This is a genomic window from Bradyrhizobium sp. Crot121 (assembly GCF_059512385.1).
This window is the reverse complement of the sequence record NZ_JCAMOR010000459.1, coordinates 1-384: the sequence shown is the minus strand read 5'-3', so window position 1 is coordinate 384 and position 384 is coordinate 1. Positions and strand designations below refer to the sequence as shown.

The window sequence follows — 384 nt, the reverse complement described above, 5'->3', positions numbered from 1 at the left end:
ACCCTTGATCGGAAAGCGGGCATTGTCGAAATCGAGCATTGGAAGCATGCGACGCACCGCGGCCGCATCGAGCAGCTCGGCATCGGCGCCGGCGAGGATCATGGCGTTGCCGCGCCGCGCGAAAGCATCGCGCTGGGCGTCCGAGTGATAGAGGTTGAGCACCCCGCGCTGGCTGACCATCGCATTGTAGTTGAGGTCCTGCTCAAGCCCTTCCCAGAGCTTCATCGACCATTCGTAGAAGGGCTCGTTACCGGGCAGGAGATAGTTCGAGCGGACTATCGTGGTGTTCCGTCCGGCATTGCCGGAGCCGATGTAGCCTTTCTCGAGCACTGCGACGTTTTGGATGCCGTGCTCTTTGGCGAGGTAATAGGCGGTGGCAAGGCC

The 384-nt window shown here is 61.5% G+C and carries 1 protein-coding gene; it reads right to left on the bottom strand.

Going from position 1 to position 384, the window contains the following annotated elements:
• The coding region (locus AC5ZGW_RS47475) for an FAD-dependent oxidoreductase (protein ID WP_496114317.1) at nt 1–384 on the bottom strand (384 nt) is incomplete at both ends.